The organism is Archangium violaceum (assembly GCF_016887565.1).
Taxonomy (GTDB): domain Bacteria; phylum Myxococcota; class Myxococcia; order Myxococcales; family Myxococcaceae; genus Archangium; species Archangium violaceum_B.
Window position 1 is genome coordinate 11,521,266 of sequence record NZ_CP069396.1, and the last position, 19,813, is coordinate 11,541,078.

The 19,813-nt window shown below is 68.9% G+C and carries 17 protein-coding genes; 11 read left to right on the forward strand and 6 right to left on the reverse strand.

Going from position 1 to position 19,813, the window contains the following annotated elements; translation table 11 throughout:
- The first annotated feature begins 5 nt into the window (after positions 1 to 5).
- The 5 genes from JRI60_RS45885 (at position 6) to JRI60_RS45905 (ending at position 6,136) form a co-directional block, all read left to right on the forward strand.
- Positions 6 to 734, forward strand: a complete 729-nt coding sequence (locus tag JRI60_RS45885; RefSeq protein ID WP_204222406.1) for an immunity 52 family protein — start codon at positions 6 to 8, stop codon at positions 732 to 734.
- A 110-nt stretch (positions 735 to 844) separates the two neighbouring features.
- Positions 845 to 2,641 (forward strand): Tox-REase-5 domain-containing protein, encoded by a 1,797-nt coding sequence (locus JRI60_RS45890; RefSeq protein WP_204222407.1) that lies wholly within the window; start codon positions 845 to 847, stop codon positions 2,639 to 2,641.
- A gap of 3 nt (positions 2,642 to 2,644) precedes the next feature.
- Positions 2,645 to 3,373, forward strand: a complete 729-nt coding sequence (locus JRI60_RS45895) for an immunity 52 family protein (protein WP_204222408.1) — start codon at positions 2,645 to 2,647, stop codon at positions 3,371 to 3,373.
- Between the two features lie 93 nt (positions 3,374 to 3,466).
- Complete coding sequence (locus JRI60_RS45900) at positions 3,467 to 5,431, forward strand: PAS domain-containing protein (RefSeq protein WP_204222409.1); 1,965 nt, start codon at positions 3,467 to 3,469, stop codon at positions 5,429 to 5,431.
- 297 nt (positions 5,432 to 5,728) lie between these two features.
- Positions 5,729 to 6,136 carry a response regulator gene (locus JRI60_RS45905; RefSeq protein WP_204222410.1) on the forward strand — a complete coding sequence of 136 codons (408 nt, stop codon included), beginning with the start codon at positions 5,729 to 5,731 and terminating at the stop codon, positions 6,134 to 6,136.
- A 6-nt stretch (positions 6,137 to 6,142) separates the two neighbouring features.
- Here JRI60_RS45905 and JRI60_RS45910 read toward each other — a convergent pair whose 3' ends face one another.
- The 3 genes from JRI60_RS45910 to JRI60_RS45920 all read right to left on the reverse strand — a co-directional run bounded on the left by JRI60_RS45910 (position 6,143) and on the right by JRI60_RS45920 (position 10,058).
- The gene (locus JRI60_RS45910; protein WP_204222411.1) at positions 6,143 to 7,453 is read right to left on the reverse strand and encodes an ABC1 kinase family protein; all 1,311 of its coding nucleotides are present in this window, start codon (positions 7,451 to 7,453) and stop codon (positions 6,143 to 6,145) included.
- Between the two features lie 18 nt (positions 7,454 to 7,471).
- Complete coding sequence (locus JRI60_RS45915; RefSeq protein ID WP_239470111.1) at positions 7,472 to 9,355, reverse strand: protein kinase domain-containing protein; 1,884 nt, start codon at positions 9,353 to 9,355, stop codon at positions 7,472 to 7,474.
- A 433-nt stretch (positions 9,356 to 9,788) separates the two neighbouring features.
- Complete coding sequence (locus JRI60_RS45920; RefSeq protein ID WP_204222413.1) at positions 9,789 to 10,058, reverse strand: type II toxin-antitoxin system RelE family toxin; 270 nt, start codon at positions 10,056 to 10,058, stop codon at positions 9,789 to 9,791.
- Positions 10,059 to 10,355: 297 nt separating this feature from the next.
- On the opposite strand from JRI60_RS45920, the gene JRI60_RS45925 reads away from it, so the two are divergent.
- From JRI60_RS45925 to JRI60_RS45935, 3 genes are all read left to right on the forward strand, one after another.
- On the forward strand, positions 10,356 to 11,699 hold the full coding sequence (locus JRI60_RS45925; RefSeq protein WP_204222414.1) for a short-chain fatty acid transporter: 1,344 nt from the start codon (positions 10,356 to 10,358) through the stop codon (positions 11,697 to 11,699).
- A 73-nt stretch (positions 11,700 to 11,772) separates the two neighbouring features.
- Positions 11,773 to 12,288 carry a hypothetical protein gene (locus JRI60_RS45930; RefSeq protein ID WP_204222415.1) on the forward strand — a complete coding sequence of 172 codons (516 nt, stop codon included), beginning with the start codon at positions 11,773 to 11,775 and terminating at the stop codon, positions 12,286 to 12,288.
- A gap of 482 nt (positions 12,289 to 12,770) precedes the next feature.
- Positions 12,771 to 15,281 (forward strand): sodium-translocating pyrophosphatase, encoded by a 2,511-nt coding sequence (locus tag JRI60_RS45935; protein ID WP_204222416.1) that lies wholly within the window; start codon positions 12,771 to 12,773, stop codon positions 15,279 to 15,281.
- Positions 15,282 to 15,384: 103 nt separating this feature from the next.
- Here JRI60_RS45935 and JRI60_RS45940 read toward each other — a convergent pair whose 3' ends face one another.
- On the reverse strand, positions 15,385 to 15,705 hold the full coding sequence (locus tag JRI60_RS45940) for a transcriptional regulator (RefSeq protein ID WP_204222417.1): 321 nt from the start codon (positions 15,703 to 15,705) through the stop codon (positions 15,385 to 15,387).
- Positions 15,706 to 15,900: 195 nt separating this feature from the next.
- Between JRI60_RS45940 and JRI60_RS45945 the strand changes: the two genes are divergently transcribed.
- From JRI60_RS45945 to JRI60_RS45955, 3 genes are all read left to right on the forward strand, one after another.
- Positions 15,901 to 16,815 (forward strand): fatty acid desaturase family protein, encoded by a 915-nt coding sequence (locus JRI60_RS45945; protein ID WP_204222418.1) that lies wholly within the window; start codon positions 15,901 to 15,903, stop codon positions 16,813 to 16,815.
- A 119-nt stretch (positions 16,816 to 16,934) separates the two neighbouring features.
- Positions 16,935 to 17,141, forward strand: coding sequence for a cold-shock protein (locus tag JRI60_RS45950; RefSeq protein ID WP_108072049.1), 207 nt, complete (start codon positions 16,935 to 16,937; stop codon positions 17,139 to 17,141).
- Positions 17,142 to 17,222: 81 nt separating this feature from the next.
- Complete coding sequence (locus tag JRI60_RS45955) at positions 17,223 to 17,789, forward strand: DUF99 family protein (RefSeq protein ID WP_204222419.1); 567 nt, start codon at positions 17,223 to 17,225, stop codon at positions 17,787 to 17,789.
- 63 nt (positions 17,790 to 17,852) lie between these two features.
- Here the strand turns inward: JRI60_RS45955 and JRI60_RS45960 are convergent, their stop codons facing one another.
- Positions 17,853 to 18,311: a hypothetical protein gene (locus JRI60_RS45960; protein WP_239470112.1), complete on the reverse strand. Its 459-nt coding sequence runs from the start codon at positions 18,309 to 18,311 to the stop codon at positions 17,853 to 17,855.
- Positions 18,312 to 18,337: 26 nt separating this feature from the next.
- Positions 18,338 to 19,807 (reverse strand): TolC family protein, encoded by a 1,470-nt coding sequence (locus JRI60_RS45965; protein WP_204222421.1) that lies wholly within the window; start codon positions 19,805 to 19,807, stop codon positions 18,338 to 18,340.
- Positions 19,808 to 19,813 lie beyond the last annotated feature (6 nt).

Genomic DNA, 19,813 nt, shown 5'->3' on the forward strand with positions numbered 1-19,813 from the left:
CGCCCATGAAGGAGACCTTCTACGCAGGTGTTTATTGGCCGGCTCGCAAGGAGTCGGCCGAGGAGTGCGCTCGGCGCGCGGAGCTCTTCATCCACCTTCTCGCCCCATGCGATCCCATCTATGCCCGCTGGTTCGAACAGGCGAACTCCCTCAAGAAGGCGCTCCAGCTCCAGTTCGAGCCCACCTACGAAACGTTCCTGCGCTTCTTCAAAAGCAAGAAGTACAACGAGGGTTCGTTCGGGTTCAGCTTCAGTGCTTGGACGGGACACAAGGAGGATGGGCACGGTGGCGTGGTGATGCTCAGCTGTGGCTCTGCGGTCGCGCCCCCTCCGAATTCTTGTCTTCTCGAGCTTCCCCATGCGGGGCCAGAAGAGCAGCGCGTCCTCACCGCACCAGTTCTGACTGGAGTGCTGCGCGCCCTGGTGCTGGCCTGGGAACCGGACTGGGGCGGAGTCATTTCCGAGAGATACCGGGACCTGCGCGACGAGCCCGTAGGTCCCCCCTACACGGGCTGGCTCATGTACCTCTCGCGCCGCCGGGGAGAGGTGCCTCCCCTGCCCGCGCCCGTGCGTGTCGAGCCCGTGGAGGACAAGGGCTCGCTCGTCATCCTCACTCCCGAGCGCTTCACCGTGGACGACCCGGCTCATGTCGCCCTGGCCGATGAAGTGCGCGCATTGCTCGACCGGGCGGGCCTGCTGAAGGAGTCCAGCGCATACTCCTCCACCCCGTCGTAATCCACGTTCCCGGACGGCGCGTTCCCCCCGAGCAGGCCAGGGGCCACCAACGGAGAGGCTGTCAGAGGCATCGGTAAGGTGGAGGACACGTCTCTCCTGGGAGACTCGCCATGCTCGTGCAGCCCCATTGCCTCCGCGGACGCGGGTGGAGGCACCTTCCAGCTCTGCTGCCCCTGGCGGCCCTGCTGATGCTGGCCGGGTGCGCCACCGTCACGCCTCGCACTTCTCGGGGTTGGCTACTGCCCGGCCTGAGTCACCGCTCCCTGGCACCTACGCCCTTCCCCAGCACGAGCGCCCAACCCGTTGTGGCGGCCCCCCTGCCCTCCTCCACCCTCGTACAGGGCGCCACGAGCACCGCCGCCGAAGACGATGACGAGGAGGATGACGTTGAAGCGCAGGAGCGCGCGCCGGGAGACGTGACGGGCGCACCCGAGACGTCCTCACACGCGAGGGCGGGCCACCTCGTGGCGGGTGGGGACGAGCCATTGGAGGACTGGGGCGAGGGCTGGACGGGCTGGCCCGACGGCGTGGGCGATGGGCGCCCCCACACCGTGCCCATGAGCCTGGACTACTTCCAGGGCTTCCTGGCGCACGTGGGCGTGCCCACCGACGCACTGCCCGACGACGGGCGCACCCTCTCTCCCGAGCAAGCTCTGCGGCTGCTGCCGCACCTGCTCTCCTCTCCAGTGACATTGGGCAACTTCGCCCAGCGCCGCATGGCGGCCTGGCTGCTGCTGGAGGTGGCCACGGGCGAGCGGCCCGTGTCGCGCGAGGAGTTGCACGCGCGCATGGAACGCTTCCACCGGCTGCTGGTGCTGCGGCCGGACGGCTATCTGGTGCTGGCCGTCACGGGCGAGGCCAAACAGAAGGTGGGCGAGGTGCAGGTGGCACAGGACGGCACGCTGCGTGCCGGCCGCTACGAGGTGGGCCCCTTCTACGCCCTCGAGAGCAGACGCCTGTGGCCAGTGGATGCCGCGCTGGAGGTGCCACGTGGGGCGCTACCACTGGGTGCCTACGAGCCGGATGACGGTGTGCTGCTGCCCGCGTTGCACGGGGCGGCCCTGGCGCTGGCGGACACGGTGGAAGGGCTCTACCGAATCACCTTCCATCCCATCGAAACCGTGGAGGGACTCATCCGGTTGCCGGGCGCGGTGCGTGAGTTGGTGCGCAACGCCCCCGAGTATTGGGAGTCCTTCCGGCACAAGCCCTCCGGCGAGCAGGTGCGGGGCGTGTCGCGCGTGGCCACCGGCGTGGTGCTGATGGTGGGCACCGCCGGAGAAGGCGCGGTGCAGGCCGCCACGTGGGGGAGTCGGATGGGACGACTCGCCGTGCCCGTCTTCTCGCTGACAGGCGAAGGCGTGCTGGCGCTGCGGCTGGTGGCGGTGCCCGGCCGGGCCATCGCCGTGGCGGGCCAGGCGCTCGGCGCCACGTACGTGCTGCACATGGCCAGCATGGGCGTGGCCGCGGCGGGCGGTGGCGCATGGACACCGCCCGTGGGCGGGCCGGGCCAGTGGGTACAGGTCAAAGAGTCCATGTCCGAAGCCGCGCGCAACTACCAATCCCAGGTGACGCGAGCACCACCCGGCTGGGTGTACCGCATCTTCCTCAATGGCGAGAAAGCTGACTTCGACGGGTACGACCCCCAGGCCGGTGTCCTGCTGGATGCCAAGGGCACGGGGTACGACAAATGGTTCGACAAGGACTTCAAACACAAACCTTACTACCAGGGTGCCGATGAGCTCGTGGAGCGGGCCCGGAGACAACTCGAGTTCGCGCGGGGAGTGACAGTCCGTTGGCACGTGGCAGAACCCCGGATGGTGGGCATCATCAAGAAGCTCTTCGCGACCACGGGAATCAACGGTATTGAAGTGGTCCACACTGCGCCGTTGCCACCCCGAGGCATGTGATTCATGAGGGAGACCTACGCTGCTGGAGTCTACTGGCCAGCTCGCGCGGAAACCGCCGAGCAGTGTGCCCGGCGCGCGGAGACCTTCTTCCGTCTGCTCTCGCGTTGCGACACCAGCTATACGCGCTGGTTCGAGAAGGCGCACTCGCTCGAGAAAGCGCTCCAGCTCCAATTCGAGCCCACCTACGAAACGTTCCTACGCTTCTTCGGAGAGAAGAAGTATCGCCGGGGGAAGACAGACAAGGATGGGTTCAACTTTGGAGCCTGGAATGGGGATGAGGAAGGTAGCAACATCATGCTCACCTGCGGCACCAGCTCTCGCTACTTCCCCAACACATGCATTCTCCATCTGCCCTCGGTGGATACAGAGGCGGGGCGGATACTTTCCGCGCCCGTGATGACGGAAGTAGTACGCGCCCTGGTGCTGGCCTGGGAGCCGGAGGATGGCGGTGTCTTCTCGGACGCCTACCAGGAATCAAGAAACGAGCCCGTGGGGCCCCCGCGCACGGGCTGGCTCATGTACCTCTCGCGCCGCCGGGGAGAGGTGCCTCCCCTGCCCGCGCCCGTGCGTGTCGAGCCCGTGGAGGACAAGGGCTCGCTCGTCATCCTCACTCCCGAGCGCTTCACCGTGGACGACCCGGCTCATGTCGCCCTGGCCGATGAAGTGCGCGCATTGCTCGACCGGGCGGGCCTGCTGAAGGAGTCCAGCGCATACTCCTCCACCCCGTCGTAATCCACGTTCTCGGACGGCGCGCTACGGGTCAACCCTCCGGCAGCGCGCATCCCGTGCTGGCCAGGAGGTCGCCATCGTGCCTATCTCCACCTCATGGGCGCACTGGCCGACCTCCTCACCACGCGGCGGGAGGACATCCTGCAGCGGTTCGAGCGCACGGTGCGGGCCCACCTCCCGGCCGAGCAGCTGACACGCTCCGCCATCATCGACACGATTCCGGGTCTGCTCGATGAGATGCGCACGCTCCTCCGAGGCCTCGACGGGGGAGAGGCCTCGCCCACCGACAGCCTCCACGTGAGCCAGCGGGTCGAGGAGCACCGGGCCCAGCGGCAGGATCTCGGCTACAGCGTCACCCAGCTCGTCCACGAGTACGGTCTGCTGCGCGACTGCATCCTCGAGCTGATGGAGGAGACCGGCGGCGTGCTCGACATGAAGGAGCAGAGGGCCTTCCACCGCTGCCTGGACCTCGCGATGACCGATGCCGTCACCGAGTCCGGTCGCATGCGGGACGAGGAACGCCGCGCGGCGGAGGAGGAGCGGTCGGCGCTGCTGCACCGCGAGCGCGCCGCCCGGGCCGAGGCCGAGGAGCAGCGGGCCCTGCTGGAGGGCATCATCTCCCAGAGCGGTGACGGCATCCTGGTGGCGGACGCCCAGGGCGTGCTGCGCCTCTTCAACCCGGAGGCCGAGCGGCAACACGGCATGTCCCTCAGCGAGGTGCACGTCGCGCGCTGGGGGGAGCAATACGGGCTGGTCGACGAGGAGGGCCATCCCCTCCCCCTGGATCGGGTACCCCTCTATCGCGCGCTCCAGGGCGAGTACATCCGGGACGAGTCCATCTGGCTGCGCCGGCCGGATGGGACGCGGCTGCCCGTCACCATCACCGCCCGGCCCCTGCGGCGGCCCGACGGCTCCCCGGGTGGGGCGGTGGCCTCCACCCGCGACGTGGCGATGCGGCGGGCCATGGCCCAGGAGCGGGAGGAGGCGCTGGCGCTGCTGGACATCCTGCTGGCCACCGCGCCGGTGGGCCTGTCCTTCCTGGACAGGGACCTGCGCTACGTGCGCATCAACAACGCGCTCGCCGCCATCAACGGCGTGCCCGTGGAACAGTCACTCGGACGGACCCCGCGCGAGATCATCCCGAAGATCGCTCCCCTCAACGAGCCCCACTACCGGCGCGTTCTGGAGACTGGCGAGCCGGTGCTCAACGTGGAGATCTCCGGCTCCACGGCGGGCCGGGGGGGCCAGGTCGGCCACTACCTGGTGAGCTACTACCCGGTGAAGGACCACGAGGGCCGCGTCTCCATGGTGGGCACGGTGGTGGTGGACATCACCGACCGCAAGCGCATCGAGGAGCGATTGCGCCAGACGTCCGAGTTCCGCGAGCGCTTCCTCGGCATCGTCAGCCACGACCTGCGCAACCCCCTGGGCGTCATCACCCTGTCGGCCAACATGCTGCTGCGCCAGGAGACGCTGCCCGAGCGAGCCCTGCGACTCTCCCAGCGCATCGCCCTCAACGCGGAGCTGATGGGGCGGATGATCGGCGACCTGTTGGACCTCACGCGCGGGCGGCTGGGGGGCGGCATCCCCATCGCCCCCGCTCCGGTGGACCTGGGCTTGTTGGGCCGGCGCGTCCTGGGCGAGCTGGAGGTGACCCACCCGGCGCGCGAGCTGCGGTTGGAGGCGCGGGGCGACCTCCAGGGCGAGTGGGACCAGGACCGGCTGGCCCAGCTGCTCGGCAACCTGTTGCGCAACGCCCTGGACTACAGCCCCGAGGACACGCCCGTCACGCTGACCCTCCAGGACGAGGGCGCGGGCATCCGCATCGAGGTGGGCAACCGGGGCGAGCCCATCCCCGCCGAGCTGCTCCCCGTCCTCTTCGAGCCCTTCCGCCGCGGGGAGCTGCGCGGCCACAGGCGCTCGTCGGGACTGGGGTTGGGGCTCTACATCGTCCAGCAGATCGCCCTGGCGCACGCGGGCACCATCGAGGCGCGCTCGACGCGCGAGGAGGGCACGGTGTTCACCGTGCGGCTGCCCCGGCTCGCGCCGCGTCAGGGGTGAGTCCACTGTCGGCAACACCCCGGCGGCCGGCCTCATGGGAGCGCCTGCCCGCCCGCCCGTGTCGTCTTCCTGGATGTTGTCTTCCTGGCTTTGCGCGGCTCGCTGGACTCCTGCCCGCAGGCTCTTCCTTGCTTTGCACAGAACCCCGGGCTGTGGACGTCGGATTTGTGGCCTCCGGACACGGTTCCGGTGGGGGAGGGCCTCCCACTGTGGGGCCGAGACGGTATTCTTGGGCCCCGCAGCCATTGGCTGCCTCTGTCGAAAACCATCTCTGCCCATCCTCCAAGAGGAGCCCCCATGTCCGAGAGCGAGAACAAGATTCGTGTCCTCGTGGTGGACGACGATGTGGATCAGCTCATGCTGTTGGAGCGGACGCTCAACGCATATGGCTTCGAGGTCCGCACCCACCGTTCGTCGCTGGGCGTATCCAACCTGGTCCGCAACGCCCTGCCGGACCTCGTGCTGTTGGACGTGAACATCCCGGCGCTCAGCGGGGACAAGGTGCTGGCGCTGGCGCGCAACCAGGCGCCGGCCACCACGCGCTTCATCCTCTATTCGGCCTCGGACGAGTCCAAGCTGCGCGCGCTGGCGCTGGCCTCGGGGGCGGACGGCTACATCTCCAAGAGCGTCCAGGGCGAGGCGCTGGCCCGCAAGCTCATCAGCATCTACAAGAAGAGCCGGCTGCCGGCGGCGAGCGCCCGCTAACGGCGCTCACAGCAGGGCGGCGACCTCCTGGAAGACACTCCGGAAGTCGCCCCGCGCGCCGATGAGCCGCAGGTTCTGCGCCAGGCCTCCGGTGGAGCGGAAGAACATCACCGCCTCGGCGGGTGGGCGGATTTTGAGAAAACGAGCGGCGTTGCGCGCGAAGTGCAGCTTCATGTCGCGCGTGATGGAGCACGTGGCGTAGTCGTACGAGGTGGCGCGCATGGGCCGTCCGGCGATGTGCAGCACCTCCTGGATGAGCTCGCTGGCCTCCGCGTCCGGCAGCTCCGAGGTGAAGCCCACCTCGCGGCTCAGGCCCATCACGTCCATGGACTCCAGCCGCACGGCGTGGAGGAACATGCGCCGGTTGGCGTCCACGAAGTGAGGGCTGAAGCGCTTGATGGAGCCGAAGTCGAGCAGCCCCAACCGCCCGTCCTCCAGCACCATGAAGTTGCCCGGGTGCGGGTCGGCGTGCATCTCCCCGACGGTGAAGAAGGGCCCGTAGATGGCGAGGATGAGCTGGCGCGCCACGCGGAAGCGCTCCTCGGCGGAGGGCTCGGAGACGACCCAGTCCTTGAGGGTGCGGCCCTGGAGCAGCTCCAGGGTGAGCACGCGCCGGGTGGTGCGCTCGGAGATGACGGCGGGCACCTCGAGCTCCGGCAGGCGCGCCACGCCGCGGGCGAAGGCGGTGCACAACCCGGCCTCTCGCAGATAGTCCGTCTCCAGGAGCATCTCCTCGCGCAGCTCCTGGAAGTAGGCGGTGCCATCCGTGAGGCGCGAGGCCTTGGAGAGGGTGTTCACCACCAGGCCCAGGTTGTCCATGTCCCCGCTCAGCGTCGCGGCGATGCCGGGGTACTGCACCTTCACCGCCACCGGGCGGCCGTCCTGCAGCACGGCGCGGTGTACCTGGCCCAGCGAGGCGGCGGCGAGCGGCGTCTTGTCGAACTCGCGGAAGAGGGCCTCGGGGGAATCGCCCAGCTCCTCGCGCAGCACGCGCGCCACCACCTCGTACGGCATGGGCGGGGCCTCGTTCTGCAGGCGGGCGATGACCTGGCGCACCTCGGGGGAGAGGAACTCCGTGTCCATGGACACGACCTGGCCGAGCTTCATGGCCGCGCCCTTGAGCTCTCCCAACGTGGTGACGAGCTTCTCGGCGGCGGCCCTGCTGAGCAGCTCCGGCTCCTGGCCGACGAGCCGTTTGGCGCCACTCTTGAGGACGTCCGCGCCGAGTTGGGCGGAGAGGCCGGCGAGCTTGCGGAAGCGGGTGAAGCGCCCCTGGGTGGGGAGCTTGTCGTCGAGGTCGGAAGGGTCGGAGGGCATGCGCGCGGGCCGATACTACTAACGGTCCGCGGTGGGGTTCGCACCGGCACGCAGCCTCACCCGGAGGGCATGCCAGCGCTTGAGGGCTTCCAGGTGGAGCGGATCCACCTTCAGGGCGGCCTCGTAGGAGGAGAGGGCTTCCGAGAAGCGGCCCGCGGCCCGGAAGGCGTCGCCGGAGGCGAGGTGTAGGACGGAGTGGCCCTCGGTGGCCGGGTGGCGGGCGAGGTAGCGCCGGCGGCACTCCTCCAGGGCGGTGACGGTGAGGCCGGCGGCGAGGCAGCGCAGCACGCCGTCCAGGTTGCGCAGCTCCGCGTCGTACTCCACGCGCCGCTCGGGGTGGCCGAGCACGAGGAGCGCCTCGGCCACCTTGGAGAGGGCGCGCTGCACGAGGGCGCGCTGGCCGGGGGACAGGGGCAGCGCGAGCAGCTGCTCGAGCCGGTTGCGGGCCTCGCGGGTATGCGCGCGCACCGTGTCGGCGTCGGCGTCCCGGGAGACGCCGAGCACCGTGTAGTGGTCGCCCCCGAGACGCCGGCGGAACTCGCGCAGCACGGGCTCGGCGCGGGCGTCGTCCTGGGGCGCGGGGGGAGGCGTGGACGCCTCGGGCTTCTCCCCCGCGAGCAGCCGGGCGAAGCTCTGCTGGAAGGTGACGGACGTGTCACGCAGCTCCACGCCGAAGCCCGGGGCCATATTCCACGCGCGGGCCTGCTCGGCCGTCACGTGGCGCACCACCTGACCGGTGCAGGGCAGCTCGCCGCCGGGCAGCCGCAGCAGCAGGGACACGTCGGAGAGCAGCGCTGGCGGCTCCTCGTTGGTGCGGAGGAAGAGGCCGGTGCGGCCCACGCGCTCGCACGGGTACTCGCGCACGCCCAGCGAGCCATGCACCGGCACGCGCGCGGTGAAGCCGGAGGCGGGAATGGGCGCGGGCGTGCGCGCCGGGGAGATGGAGGCCTCCAGCGCGGCGCGCAGCTCGGCGGCGGTGGAGAAGCGCGCCTCGGGACGCTTGGCGAGCGCGCGCAGCAGCACCGCGGAGAGCGCGGGCGGAATCCCCGGGCGCACCTCGTGGGGCGGGCGCGGGGCCTGCTGGAGGTGGGCCACGAGGACCTCGGCGGCGCTGCGCCCGGAGAAGGGCGTGCCGCCGGTGAGCAGCAGGTAGCCGAGCACCCCCACCGCGTACAGGTCGGTGCGCGCGTCCACGTCGTTGCCACCGCACTGCTCGGGGGCCATGAACTCGGGGGTGCCCATGAGCACGCCGGTGCGCGTGGGCGTCTCCCCCTCGAGCCGGACGAGCCGCTTGGCGATGCCGAAGTCGAGCAGCTTCACCCGGTGGCGGCCGTTGGGCCCTGGCACGAGGAAGACATTGGCGGGCTTGAGGTCGCGGTGGATGATGCCGTGCGCATGGGCGGCGCCGAGCGCCTCGCACACCTGGGCAAGCAGCTCCACCACCAGGCGAGGCTCGAGCGGCCCGCGCGCGAAGGCGGCCAGACTCTGCCCCTCCAGGTGCTCCATGACGAAGTAGGGGCGGCCGTCACGGGTGTCGAGGTCATACACGGTGACGACGTTCTCGTGCTGCACGAGGCTCATGGCGCGCGCCTCGGCGAGGAAGCGGCTGACGAGCTCCGGCTCCTCGGCGAGGTGGCGGTGGAGGACCTTCACGGCGACGCGCTTGGGGATGAGGACGTGCTCGGCCAGGAGCACCGTGCCCATGCCACCGCGGCCCAGCTCGCGCAGGGCGATGAAGCTGCCGAAGCGCTGACCCACGAGCCGCTCACCCCGCTCACCCGAGGGCGGCAGGGTGACGGAGTTGAGCGGGCCCGCTTCTCGGGCGCGCAGAACGGTGGGGCACTCCGCCAGTTCCGGATGCGGGTTCTGGCAGGAGCAGCGCGGGCGGGTGTCGGGTTCCACGGCACTTTTGAATCCTTGCCATCTTCGTGCCGACAGGCCGGCGAGCGGTTCTCGGACTTGGGGAGTCGCGAAGTGGTTGAAGCGCCCTGTCTGTAGGCCACTATCGGCGGGCATCCTCTCATTCCGTGGGACGATGCGGCGCCGAGGGGCTGTAAAAAGCGCCGAAGACGGGCTGAAAATCCTACCGATTCCTGCCTCGAGGAGGGCGTGCCCGGGCCACCGTGCTCACCGGGGAAACGGGAGCGCCGACGGGAGCGGAAGAAGACGGAGGAGGCTGAAGCCAGGGTGGGTGCGGGGCATCATCGCCGAGGGAGGGTCGATGACGACGAACGGCAACCAGCGCACCGGGTGAAACAATCTCCCCTCTCCCTTCGGGAGAGGGACGGGGTGAGGGTATCGCGCGCCGTGGGTTCAACCCCACGTCGCCCCCGTCTCAGTGACGACCGTTGGCGGCCAGCAGCTCCGAGGCGAGCGTGGGAGCTGCGTCCTCCTCCTCGACGTCGAGGACGGAGATGGTGCGGCAGGAGGTATCGACCTCATAGAGGACGACGTACCCATCGACGACGCAGCGCAGCAGGGGCAGGTCGGTGGCGCCGAGCTTCAACCAGAGGGGGTTGAGGGGAGGAGCCATCTCCGCCAGGCGCGAGATGTCGTCGATGCGGCGGTGCAATCGTTCGACGAGCGCTGGGGGAAGTGACTTCAAAGTACTCCACAGCTCCACTGGGATATGGACGCGGTAGGCCATTGAGGGCGAGGTGGCCATTGTCCTTTGGCCCGACAAGTGGGGGGTTGCGCATTGCCGGACAGGGGGTGGCCCCCAGCGTTCAGGCGTCGACGGAAACGATGAGTCCACGAGGTTTGGAGTGTGGGCTTTCGGTCAGGGGAGAGGCGCTGGGGCCGGGAGGGGCGGAGAGGGATTTCTCGGAAGGCGGGCTGTGCCGTGTTGAGATGTGGGGGGAGCCGTACGCGTCCCTGCCCCCGCATCGGAGCCAGAAGCCACGTGGAAACACTCGTTCGGATCGCGGAGGCGTTGGGTCGCTTCTCCGCGCGCTTCGTGCCCAGCTCGTTCGCCATCGCGGTGCTGCTGTCGCTGCTCACCCTGGCGCTGGCGCTGGGGTGGACGGACGCACCGGCGCCGAGGGTGCTGGACGCGTGGGGAGGAGGCTTCTGGGAGCTGCTGACCTTCTCCATGCAGATGGCGCTGGTGATGTTCACCGGCTACCTGCTGGCGCTGACGGGCCCGGTGAAGGCGCTGCTGGAGCACCTGGCGAGGCTGGCGCGAGGCCCGCGCAGCGCGGTGGTGCTGATGGCGGCCGTGTCGATGGGGCTGGCCTACATCAACTGGGGCCTGTCGCTGGTGGCGAGCGCCATGCTGGTGCGCTTCGTGGTGAGGCGGCAACCGGACGTGGACTACCGGCTGCTGGTGGCGTGCGCCTACTTCGGACTGGGGGCCACGTGGCATGCGGGCCTGTCGGCCTCCGCGCCGCTGCTGGTGGCCACGCCGGGCCACTTCCTGGAGAAGCAGCTCGGCCTCATCCCCATCGACCGGACGCTCTTCTCGCCCTTCAACATCGGGCTCACGGTGGGGGTGGTGGGCGTGCTGACGCTGCTGGCGTGGGCGCTGCATCCGCGGCCCGAGCGCGCGGTGCGGGTGGACCCGGCCATCCTGGAGCAGCTGAAGGACTTCGAGCCGCCCGCGCGGCCGGCGGACAAGAGCCCCGCGGCGTGGATGGACTTCTCGCCGCTGCTCAACGTCCTCTTCGGCGCGCTGGGGGTGCTGTGGTTCGGCCGGCACCTGTGGCTCAACGGAGGCTGGAAGGCCATCAACCTCAACGTGGTGAACTTCCTGTTCCTGATGCTGGCGGTGCTGCTGCATGGAACGCCCGCGCGGCTGCTCAAGGCGAGCGAGGAGGCCGCGAGCGTGCTGCACGGCATCGTGCTGCAGTTCCCGCTGTACGCGGGCATCTACGGCATCTTCAAGGCCACGGGGCTCACCGAGCGCATCGGGCAGCTCTTCGTGTCGGTGTCCACGCCCACGACCTTCCCGGCCATCATCTACCTGTACAGCGGGGTGGTGAACTACTTCGTGCCCTCGGGCGGCTCCAAGTGGGCCATCGAAGCGCCCTACCTGCTGGAGGCGGCGAGGACCCTGGGGGTGGAGCCGGAGAAGGTGGTGATGGCGTACGCGTGGGGGGACATGGCCACGGACCTCATCCAGCCCTTCTGGGCGCTGCCGCTGCTGGCGGTGGCGCGGTTGGACTTCAAGGACATTCTCGGGTTCCTGCTGGTGGCCTTCTTCGTGTACCTGCCGCTGGTGACACTGGCCTTCCTGCTGTGGGGGTGAAGGGGTGGCCCGCCCCCGGGTGCCCTGTGGTAGACATCGGCCTGGAACAAGCCCAATCGAGGGGGATGAACTCATGGCGGGAAATCTGAAGAAGCTGGCGGTGTGCGCGGTGGTGGCGTTCGGCGGCGTGGCGATGGCGCAGGATCAGGCCGCGGCCCCGGAGGCTCCGGCGCGCGAGCCGGTGAAGGTGCCGTCGGGCGACGCGGTGAAGACCACCTGGGAGTATTTCTACAAGGGCCAGGGCCAGGGTCCGGTGCTGGTGGAGGCGAAGCTGTGCACCGAGGTGGCCAAGGACGGCCCCAACAAGTTCGAGTGCATCACGGAGGTGGCGCCGGAGGGAGTGAAGGCGAACACGAGCGTGATGGTGTGGCAGTCGTACCTGGTGCCGCAGGGGGACAGCATCGAGGACCTGATGGTTCAGGTGAAGCAGGGCAACGTGGTGCGTGAGACGAAGGACGTGAAGGTGAAGGGGGACGGCTGGCGTGCGCGGCAGTGGACGGGCGTGCGGCTGAGCAAGCCGGGCGACTGGAGCGTGGTCATCATGCGCGGCGAGCAGGTGCTCAAGACGCTCAACGTGAAGGTGCTGTAGCCAAGAACCCCTCTCCCTCCGGGAGAGGGACGGGGTGAGGGTATCCGCCCCCGACGCGCCCGCCTGGAGGCCCCCCGAGGCCCTGGACGGGCGCGCTTCTTTTCCCGGGCCCCATCGAGAGGACCCATCCTTTCACGTCTCGTAAGCCAGACTTACCCGGTGGATAAGAGTCACGTGAAACGGGCCCTCAATACCCTCACCCCGTCCCTCTCCCAGGGGGAGAGGGCTGAACCCGGGTCCTCCCATTACCCTCACCCCGTCCCTCTCCCGGAGGGAGAGGGGTTGTGGGCTGTCGTCAAGGGGTTGGCCTGACACTCCGTCTTCCCGGAATTCGACTTCCCTACCGGGGCCGTGGTACACGCGGGCCGCCTTCAGGCGCACTCTCTGGCCCTGAAGGGCGAGGCTGTGCTGAAGCGTCGGCGAGCGGACCCCCTCTCGCAGACGGCCAACCCCTCGACACTCTTTCTGAGGAGTTGCACTCCATGAAATCCATTTCGCGGCTGGATGCTCTGTCGAGCATCACCGGCAAGCTCGCGGGAGTCCTCGGACTCCTGACGCTGCTCGTCGGCAGCACCGCCCGCGCGAGCGAGGCGGACCTCGTCCTGCCGGACTTCCGTTCGGTCACCTTCGTGGGCGGCCTCAACGGCCACTCGCTGCTGCTGGCCGGCATCGCCGTGGCCATCTTCGGCCTCATCTTCGGCTTCATGCAGTACACGGCGCTGCGCCAGCTGCCCGTGCACAAGTCGATGCTCGAGATCTCCGAGCTCATCTACGAGACCTGCAAGACGTACCTCGTCACCCAGGGCAAGTTCATCCTCATCCTCGAGGTGCTCATTGGCGCGGTGATGGTGGTGTACTTCGGCTTCCTGCGGCACATGGAGGCCATCAAGGTCATCACCATCCTCATCTTCAGCCTCGTCGGCATCGCGGGCAGCTACGGCGTGGCCTGGTTCGGCATCCGGGTGAACACCTTCGCCAACAGCCGCACGGCCTTCGCGTCGCTGCGTGGCAAGCCCTACCCCACCTACGCCATCCCCCTGCAGGCCGGTATGTCCATCGGCATGGTGCTCATCTCCACCGAGCTCCTGCTGATGCTCATCATCCTCCTGTTCGTCCCGGCCGACTTCGCGGGCCCGTGCTTCATCGGCTTCGCCATCGGTGAGTCGCTGGGCGCCTCGGTGCTGCGCATCGCGGGCGGTATCTTCACGAAGATCGCCGACATCGGCTCGGACCTGATGAAGATCGTCTTCAAGATCAAGGAAGACGACGCGCGCAACCCGGGCGTCATCGCCGACTGCACGGGTGACAACGCGGGTGACTCGGTGGGCCCCTCGGCCGACGGCTTCGAGACCTACGGCGTGACGGGCGTGGCGCTCATCACCTTCATCCTCCTGGCGGTGCCGGGCGCGGAGTACCAGGTCCAGCTGCTCGTGTGGATCTTCATGATGCGCATCGTGATGGTGCTGGCCTCGCTGGGCTCCTACGGCCTCAACGGCATCATCCAGGGCGGCAAGTACAAGACGGCGGACCACATGAACTTCGAGCACCCGCTCACGTTCCTGGTGTGGCTGACGTCCATCGTGTCCGTGGCGCTGACGTTCCTGGTGTCCTACCTGCTCATCCCGAACCTGGCCGGTGACCCGACGCTGTGGTGGAAGATGTCGGCCATCATCACCTGCGGCACGCTGGCGGGCGCCATCATCCCCGAGGCCATCAAGGTCTTCACCTCCACCGAGAGCCGCCACGTGCGCGAGGTCGTCACGGCCTCCCGCGAGGGTGGTGCGTCGCTCAACGTCATCTCGGGCCTGGTCGCCGGTAACTTCTCCGCCTACTGGATGGGCATCATCATCGCGGCGCTGATGGGTGGGGCCTACTTCTTCAGCCTCGACATCCCCAACACGCTGATGATCGCCCCGGCGGTGTTCGCCTTCGGTCTGGTGGCCTTCGGCTTCCTGGGCATGGGCCCTGTGACCATCGCGGTGGACTCGTACGGCCCGGTGACGGACAACGCGCAGAGCGTGTACGAGCTGTCGCTCATCGAGAACGTCCCCAACGTGAAGGCGGAGGTCCAGAAGGACTTCGGCTTCACCCCGGACTTCGAGAAGGGCAAGGAGTACCTCGAGGAGAACGACGGCGCGGGCAACACCTTCAAGGCCACGGCCAAGCCGGTGCTCATCGGCACCGCGGTGGTGGGCGCCACGACGATGATCTTCTCCATCATCGTCATCCTGGTGGGCATCACGGTGGGCCCGGACGGCTTCCGCTCGCTGAACGCGGCCAACGCGGCCAACCTGTCGCTGCTGCACGCCCCGTTCCTGCTCGGCCTCGTCACCGGCGGCGCCATCATCTACTGGTTCTCCGGCGCGTCGATGCAGGCGGTGTCCACGGGCGCGTACCGCGCGGTGGAGTTCATCAAGGCCAACATCAAGCTGGAGGGCGTGGAGAAGGCGAGCGTGAGCGACTCCAAGCGCGTGGTGGAGATCTGCACCCAGTACGCGCAGAAGGGCATGCTCAACATCTTCCTGGGTGTGTTCTTCAGCACCCTGGCGTTCGCGTTCCTCGAGCCGTACTTCTTCGTGGGCTACCTCATCTCCATCGCGGTGTTCGGCCTGTACCAGGCCGTCTTCATGGCGAACGCCGGTGGCGCGTGGGACAACGCGAAGAAGCTGGTGGAGACGGAGCTGAAGGCCAAGGGCACGGACCTGCACGCGGCCACGGTCGTGGGCGACACGGTGGGCGACCCGTTCAAGGACACCTCGTCCGTGGCGCTCAACCCGGTCATCAAGTTCACCACGCTCTTCGGCCTGCTGGCGGTGGAGCTGTCGGTGGAGCTGAGCGCGGCCGGCCAGGGCACCATCACCCGGGTGTTCGCGGGCATCTTCTTCATCGCCTCGATGGTGTTCGTGTACCGCTCCTTCTACGGCATGCGCATCGAGACCCCGATGGCCGCCATCGCCGGTGAGGGCAGCAAGCCGGGCGTGAAGCCGGCCTAGTCAGTTACCCGGGGGCCCTCGCGGCCCCCTCGGGACACACGAGCGGCGGGGAGCCTCCGGGCTTCCCGCCGCTTCGCTTTTGGGGAGGCCTCGGCTGGAGGCCTCAGCGGATGCGGAACGCGGGCGGGTCGATGCGGGTGGAGCGGCACTCGGGGCAGGAGCCGGGCCGGGTGAGGCGCTTGCGGTCGCGGAAGACGAAGCCACAGGCCAGACACTCGGCGGGGATGACCTCCAGCGCGGCGCCACCGGCGCGCAGGGACTTCTCCAGGTGCTCCAGGTGCCCGGCCACGTCCTTCTCGGAGATGCCCACCAGGGCCGAGAGCTCCTTGGCGGTGAGCCCCGTTTCCGGAGCCGAGGACAGCTCGGCCTCCAGCGCGCCGCGCACGGTGGCGCCTCGGGGTTGGGGAACGGGACTGGAACTCATGGGCCGCTACCTCCCAGGTGGAGGGTAGTCACGCCCACCTGCTCCGGCGTCCAGGAGCACATGCCCGCTCGGTGGGCAAGAGCCAATCCCGTGGCGGAAAGAGTCCTAGATGTCCCAACGAGGGTCCGAGTAGCCTCCCCGGCCATGAGCCTCCGCTACACCGCTGATTACAGAACGCTCCTGTGGTGCGTCGCCATGCCCATCGTGGCTATGGCGCAGTACGTCAATCCCACGCTCATCCCCTATCTCAGCCCGCTCGGCTGCTACCTGGCGCTGAGCGCTGGCGTCATCGCGCACAACCACAACCACTGCCCCACCTTCAAGAACCGGCGGCTCAACTTCTTGATGAGTCTCTGGCTGGCGCACTTCTATGGCTACCCCACGTTCGCCTGGGTGCCGACGCACAACCTCAACCACCACAAGTACGTGAACAAGGCGGGGGATGCGACCATCACCTGGCGCTACACGACGAAGCACAACTGGTGGGTGGCCTTCACGTACTTCTTCGTCTCGTCCTACTGGCAGAGCGATCCCATCAAGCAGTACATCGGCAAGGCGCGTCAGTCGAACCCCACGCTCTTCCGGCAGATCGTCACCCAGTACATGACGTGGGCGGGCCTGCACCTGGCGCTGCTGGGGCTGGCCATCGCGTGGCACGGACCGCTGCAGGGGTTGAAGGTGTGGGGCTTCGCGTTCCTCATCCCGGCGCTCTTCGCGCTGTGGACGATCATGTTCTTCAACTACATCCAGCACGTGCACGCGGATCCGTGGAGCGAGCACGACCACTCGCGCAACTTCGACGGGAAGCTCATCAACTTCCTGCTCTTCAACAACGGGTTGCACGCGGCGCACCACGAGATGCCGGGCGCGCACTGGAGCATGCTGCGCGAGGCGCACGAGAAGATCGCGCCGCAGATCAACCCGCAGCTCATCCACGGCAGCTTCTTCTGGTTCTGCTTCAGCAACTACGTGCTGGCGCCCGTCTTCCCGAAGCTCGGCACGAAGCAGGTGGGCCGCGCGCCGTACGATGTGCCCACGGGAGAGAAGCTGGAGCTGAGCTCGGCGGACGTGGACGCGCTGGAGTCGGGCATCAACGCTGCACGAACCTGAACACTCGGGTTGGACGCCCTCTCGACATTTTGGATGGGACGGACTACGCCTTGCCTTCCGGCTCAAGTCCGGGCCGAGAAGGCGGTAGCTGCCGCCTGGTAACGAAAGAAGAACGATTCATGGCAACTGGTACTGTCAAGTGGTTCAACGACGCGAAGGGCTTCGGGTTCATCACGCAGGACGGCGGTGGTGAGGACGTGTTCTGCCACCACACGGCCATCAACATGGATGGCTTCCGCACCCTGGCCGAGGGCCAGCGCGTGGAGTTCGAGGTCACCAAGGGCCCGAAGGGCCTGCAGGCGCAGAACGTGCGCGCCGCCGGGTAGTCCGTACCCCGGATGAATCCTGGAGCCCGACCTTCTTCGAGAAGGTCGGGCTCTTGCTTTTGGTGGTGAGGGTCTTCGTCGATGCGCCTGCCGCCCCTGCCCCGAGTCATCGGCTTCGATGACGCCCCGTTCAAGAAACGCCCAGGCGCGAAGGTGCCGCTGGTGGGAGTGGTGTGCGGAGGAACTCGATTCGAGGGACTGGTCTGGGGACAGGTGCGCAAGGACGGGTGGACGGCGACGAGCGAGGTGAGCCGGCTGCTGGTGGGGGGCAAGTTCCTGCCGCAACTCCACCTGGTGCTGCTGGATGGAATCGCGTTCGGAGGCTTCAACGTGGTGGACCTGCCGCGGCTGGCGCACGAGCTGAAGAAGCCATGTGTGGCGGTCATGAGGCGAATGCCGGACCTGGAGGCGGTGGAGCGAGCGTTGCGCCACCTGCCGCGAGCGGAGCGGAGGCTGGAGTTGCTGAGGCGAGCGGGCCCCATCCATCAACAGGGAGGCTTCACGTTCCAGGTACAGGGAGCGGAGCCGGAGTGGGTAACGGAGGCACTGAAACGCCTCACGGATCGAGGACACGTACCGGAGGCATTGCGACTGGCGCACCTGATCGGCTCAGCGGTGGTAACGGGAGAAAGCTCCAAGCGAGCCTGACCCCTCTCCCTCCGGGAGAGGGACGGGGTGAGGGTACGCGAGCCCGTGCTCCCCACCGTGCCGCTACCTGCGAACCTCGGGGGGAACCTGTTCCAACCACCCCACCTCGAGGGCGGCCCACAACCCGAGCAACACAGCCTCGGCGGCATCATGCCGGAGCGAGGTAGGCCTGGGGGCACCGGACCACTCGATGACCCGGCGAGCGAGCCCATCGGCGGCGTCCTTGGCGAGGCCCCCGGTGCGCTGCTCGCGGGCGTACAGGAGGCGTGAGCGCCAGTCCTGGGCGGACACACGGAGCACGGGGAGCGCGCGCCGAGCGGCCTCACGTTCCCACACCTCGGCGATGGGCCCGCCGCCCTCCAGAACCAGCCACGCGAGGGGCCCGGCGGAGTGAAGCACGGAGGGCACGGCGCGCTTGAGCCGGGACTGGGAGCCGAAGTTCTGCGAGCGGTACCAGCGCAGGCGCCCGTCGGAGCCGAACAGAGCGAGCCCCGAGCGGAGGCCGAGGTCGACCGCGAGCAACCCCGGCTCCGAGGGCGAGTCCGGGCTCACTGTTGCTGCTGCGACTCCGCCTGCTCGAGCGAGGAGGCGATGCGGCCGGCGGCGGCGACGAGCTCGACGCGGCGGATTTCCAGGGTGGCGCGGGACTGGGCGGCGGCGCTGGCGGCGAGGAAGCGCCGGGTGTCGGCGTCGGACATCTCGAGGCTGGTGGCGACGCCGGCCTTGAAGGCGGCGGCCACCTGCTGCTGGACGCGGGCGGCGAGCTGCGACTGGGCCTCGGCCTGGGCGAGGGCGGCCTGGGCGGCCTCGAGGTTGGCCTTGGCGGCCACCCAGTTGGCGCGGCCCCTGGCGCGAGCCGACTCATACTGCGCCCTGGCCTGGGCCAGGCGGGCCTCGTCCTCGTGCAGGTTGGCGTAGCGCTGCCCGCGGTCGTAAAGGGGCACGGAGGCGGCGACGACGAGCTCGTAGGTGGTGTTCTTCCCGGTGAAGCCGGCGTTGGAGTTGTAGTTGCCGCGAGCGATGGCGGCGAGGCTGGGCAACCACGCGAACCGGTCGTAGGTCACCTTGCCCTCGTTGGCCTGAACGGCCTTGGAGGCCGAGCGCACCGCGAAGGTGTCCTCCCAGGGGCTCTGGTCGTCGGAGGGAATCTGCCACTGGGGGCCGGGGGTATCCAGGGCGGCGGGCTGCACGGGCTCGCCCACGAGGGCCCCCAGCAGAGACAGCAGCTGCGCGTACTGCCCGGAGAGCTGCGCCAGCTGCACGCGGGCCTGGGCCGTCTCCGCCTGGGCGCGCAGCAGCGAGGCCTCCACGGTCATGCCCACGCCCAGCTGGGCCTTGGCATCGGCCTCGCGCTGGAGGGCCACCTGCTCCGCCTCGCGGGCCGCGTCCATCATCTGCATGATGCCCTGCAGGCCCAGGTAGGTGCGCGCCACGGCCAGCAGCACCTGCTCACGGGCCTCGAGGGCACCCAGCTCCGCGGCCTCGGCGCCGGCCTTGGCGGGGCCGATGAGGAAGACGCCGGCCGGGGTGAAGAGGGGCTGGGAGATCTGCGCCGTGGCGTAGCGCGAGTTCTCCGCCGAGATGACGACGGGCGCGGGGATGATGCCGGGGTTGACGGGCTGGAGGGCGAACACACCGCCCACCAGCTGGACGAAGCTGCCGAGGTCCAGCTCGGCGGCGGCGCTGGAGTGGACGAACTGGCCGCTGAGCGTGAGCTCGGGCTGCCAGGCCGTCCAGGCGCGGCGGACACCGGCGGCGACCACGGCGGACTGGGCGCGAGCGGCGGCCACGTCCGGGCCCTGCGTCGAGGCGAGGGAGAGCGCCTCCTGCAGCGACACCGTGCGGAGCGTGCCGGGCGCGGGAGTGGCGGCCGCGGAGGGCGGAGCGGCGGGAGCCGGTTGAGCGGACTGCGCGGGGGCCGAGGGCGCCTGGGCGAGCGCGCCGAGCGGCGAGAGCGCGGCGAGCAGGACGAGGGAGAGGGGACGCCGGACGGAACCAGCAGCGATTCGGATGGACATAGGAGG